This is a genomic window from Desulfobacula sp. (genome assembly GCF_021107415.1).
Genome location: NZ_JAIOSW010000259.1, coordinates 1 through 3649, shown reverse-complemented (window position 1 = coordinate 3649; position 3649 = coordinate 1). Strand labels below are relative to the sequence as shown.

Here is a 3649-nt window from a genome sequence, read left to right as displayed (position 1 = left end):
TAAACCGGTATCCATCTTTGTCAAGAAGAAGGCCGCCATCACCGCGGCATCCTTCAGTGGTGAGAATACCCACAGGCACAATAGCTGTGGGGTGGAACTGGACCGCCTCCATGTTTCCAAGGGTTGCAATCCCTGTTTCAAGAGCAATGGCATTTCCTATCCCTTCGGAAATAACTGAATTGGTGGAAATGGCATAGAGCCTTCCGTAACCGCCGGTTGCGATGGTGGTTGCCTTTGCCACATAGGCAATCAGCTCACCTGTGATAAGATCTCTTACAATAGCACCATAACAGACCCCGTCTTCATGGATCAGGGCAAGGGCTTCTTTTCTCTCATGAACTGGAATGCCCATCTGGATAGCCTTGTTATCCATGGTATAAAGCATGGTATGTCCGGTGCCGTCAGACGTATAACAGGTTCTCCATTTTTTTGTACCGCCAAAATCCCGGGAAGAAATCAAGCCATGAGCCTCATCTTTTTCAGTGATGGTGACTTTTTTCCCATTGATAACAACGCCCCTGTCACCGCGCCTGACCCTTGACCAGGGAACACCCCAGGCAGATAATTGGCGAATAGCCTTGGGTGCTGTGTTTACGAACATCCTGGCTACGTCCTGATCGCATCCCCAGTCGCTTCCCTTTACCGTATCTGCAAAATGAATTTCTTCATCATCCCCATCGCCTTTAATGCATGCACCAAGGCTTGCCTGCATACCACCCTGGGCTGCAGCAGAATGAGATCTTTTGGCAGGAATCAGAGACAGAACAATGGTGTCAACGCCCCTCTGCATGGATGCAATGGCAACCCTAAGTCCTGCCAACCCGCCGCCAATTACAAGTGAATCCGTATATATGACTTTCATTTAGCTTACCCCTTATTGATGTGTTACGTCAGCTGGTTGAGCTTCTTCTGGTTCATGGCCCTCTGCCGGTATCTCTTCATCTGCCTGGACATGTTCTTCTATCTGAGCTTGTTCTTCTACCGGTACTTGTTCTTCGGCCTGAATTACTTCTTCTGCCCGGACCTGTTCAACTGCTGGTTCATGTTTATTATATCTTTCACCCACTTTATCCCTGTGGTTGATACCAATAACAACAAACACCAGCAAAGCAAGAACACCAATGGTCAAGAAAAAAATGGTCAGTCTGTTTTTAAGTGCTTTCAGCGTTTTTCTTGATTTTCTGGCATCTTTTCCGCTAAACCATCCCCATTTCATACAAAGCCTGTAAAGGCCGATGGTACCATGAAGCTCAACACAGATCAAAAGAATCAGATAAAGGGGCCACATATTTCCTGAAATGATTCTGTCCGCCGACAGATAGGGATCAATGGAGCCTGGATGCGTCAGCATGACATACAGATGAACCGATCCTGCAAAAAACATGATAAACCCTGTAACCACCTGGATATACCACAAATTGGTATCTGAATGATTCATCATCTGCATCTGGTCTGTAATAATCCTGTGCTGTTTCCAGGAAATGGGAAACTTTCTGACCCCCAGCAATGCATGGATGATAAAAAGTGTGAATACGATAAAAACGGCAAAAAACACCGCTATGGGAAAGCCTTGCCCGGTATCGGACAAAAAGGCAAGCTCCATGGTTCTTGCCACAAAATTAAAAGAGCCTTTCCCGAGGATAATACTGGCCACAAGAAGCATATGCACCCACATAAACAGCCCTAGAATCAGGCCGGTCCCGCTTTGAAGAAAATCAAGCCTTGCAGGTATTCTGCTATTTTTTTTAATTGATTCGATAATATAACTATCCAATTTTCTTAACCTCCTTTAGGTTATGCTAAAATACATCCTTACAAATCCGGCCGATCTGACCTAAATTTTCACAGACATGAATCCCATTGTCTTTGAATGCCGCAATCTTTGCTGCTCCTGTACCGCTGGAACCGGATATAATGGCTCCGGCATGCCCCATCCTTCTGCCGGGAGGTGCGGTAAGGCCGGCGATAAAGCCAACAACCGGTTTGGTCAGATTTTCTTTAATATAAATTGCTGCTTCTTCTTCTGCACTTCCGCCGATTTCGCCAACCATGACAATCCCGGTGGTTTCATCATCGTTTTGAAAGGCTTCAAGTACCTCTATAAAATTAGTTCCATTCACAGGGTCGCCGCCGATACCAATGCAGGTTGACTGGCCCATTCCAAGCTTTGTCAGCTGATCAACCACCTCATAGGTCAGCGTTCCTGATCGTGAAATTACGCCTATATTTCCTTTTTTATGAATTTTGCCGGGCATAATACCGATTTTACACTCCTCGGGTGTGATAATGCCCGGACAATTGGGTCCGATGAGCCGGCAGTTCTTTGTGGCAAGAAACTTTTTTACCTTGACCATATCCAGGATGGGAATCCCTTCTGTAATGGTCACAATGAGTTCCACACCCGCGTCTGCTGCCTCCATAATGGCATCTGCCCCGAACGGTGGGGGGACAAAGATAAGGGATGCTGTGGCGCCGGTCGCCTCAACGGCCTGTTCGACCGTATTAAATACCGGCACATCATCCATTTTCTGCCCGCCCTTACCCGGTGTTACCCCGGCCACAATATTTGTTCCATATTCTAAACACCCTCTTGTATGGAAACTGCCCTCATTGCCGGTAATTCCCTGTACAAGAACCTTTGTGTCTTTATTGACATATATACTCACTTTTGATCTCCTCTATTACGTGCCGACCGGAAACCGCCAATTTCCCCAATTACTGCGTTGGTTGATAATTTTAATCCTCACAATACTCAATGTATTCCTGCAGCTAAAATTATCGCCCGCCTTGTACTTAAAAAAATTTTCAGGTTTTCGGTCAGGCACTATTTAACTGCTGCGGCAATTTTTTGAGCTGCATCGGAAAGGTCAGCGGCACTGATTAAATTAAGCTTTGCATCCGCCAGAATTTTCTTTCCTTCATCCACGTTTGTGCCTTCCATGCGAACCACAACAGGGATATTGATACCGGTTTTCCTGGCAGCATCCACAACGCCCCGGGCAAAAATATCACATCGCAGTATACCGCCAAAAATATTGACCAAAAGTGCTTTGACCTTGTCATCGGCAAGGATGATCCTGAATGCATTTTCAACCTGTTCGGAACTGGCTCCGCCACCCACATCCATGAAATTGGCCGGAGTTGCCCCGGCATTCTTGATGATATCCATGGTGGCCATGGCAAGCCCTGCGCCATTGACAATATTGCCCACATTGCCGTCAAGGTTGATATAGTTTAAATTAAATTTTGATGCTTCAACTTCCAGGGGATCTTCTTCATCAAGGTCTCTTAATGCCATCAAATCTTTGTGCCGGTAAAGGGCATTGGAATCAAAATCCACCTTGGCATCCAGGGCCAGAACCTTATCATCCGAAGTTAAAATCAATGGATTGATTTCAACCATGGAGCAGTCATTGGCAATAAAAAATTGATACAGGTTGGATAAAAGCCCTGAAAATTGTTTCATGGCAGCGGTCGGAATCTCAAGTCCGAACCCCACTTGTCTGAGCTGGTACCCTTGAATTCCCATTAAGGGATCTACGTGAACTTTTATGATTCTTTCCGGGGTGTTGGCTGCCACTTCTTCAATATCCATACCACCGTCCCGGCTTGCCATGATCACAATAGATGCCGTGGCCCTGTCCACAAG

Annotated in this window: 4 protein-coding genes; all 4 read right to left on the bottom strand. The window is 46.2% G+C overall.

Going from position 1 to position 3649, the window contains the following annotated elements; translation table 11 throughout:
- The coding region (locus K8S13_RS13955; protein WP_291463361.1) for an FAD-binding protein at positions 1–862 on the bottom strand (862 nt) is incomplete at its 3' end.
- Between the two features lie 12 nt (positions 863–874).
- On the bottom strand, positions 875–1774 hold the full coding sequence (locus K8S13_RS13950; RefSeq protein WP_291463359.1) for a fumarate reductase cytochrome b subunit: 900 nt from the start codon (positions 1772–1774) through the stop codon (positions 875–877).
- Positions 1775–1799: 25 nt separating this feature from the next.
- The gene (gene sucD / locus K8S13_RS13945; protein WP_291463357.1) at positions 1800–2666 is read right to left on the bottom strand and encodes a succinate--CoA ligase subunit alpha; all 867 of its coding nucleotides are present in this window, start codon (positions 2664–2666) and stop codon (positions 1800–1802) included.
- A gap of 158 nt (positions 2667–2824) precedes the next feature.
- Positions 2825–3649 (bottom strand): ADP-forming succinate--CoA ligase subunit beta (sucC, locus tag K8S13_RS13940; RefSeq protein ID WP_291463356.1); only part of this gene is annotated, 825 nt, incomplete at its 5' end.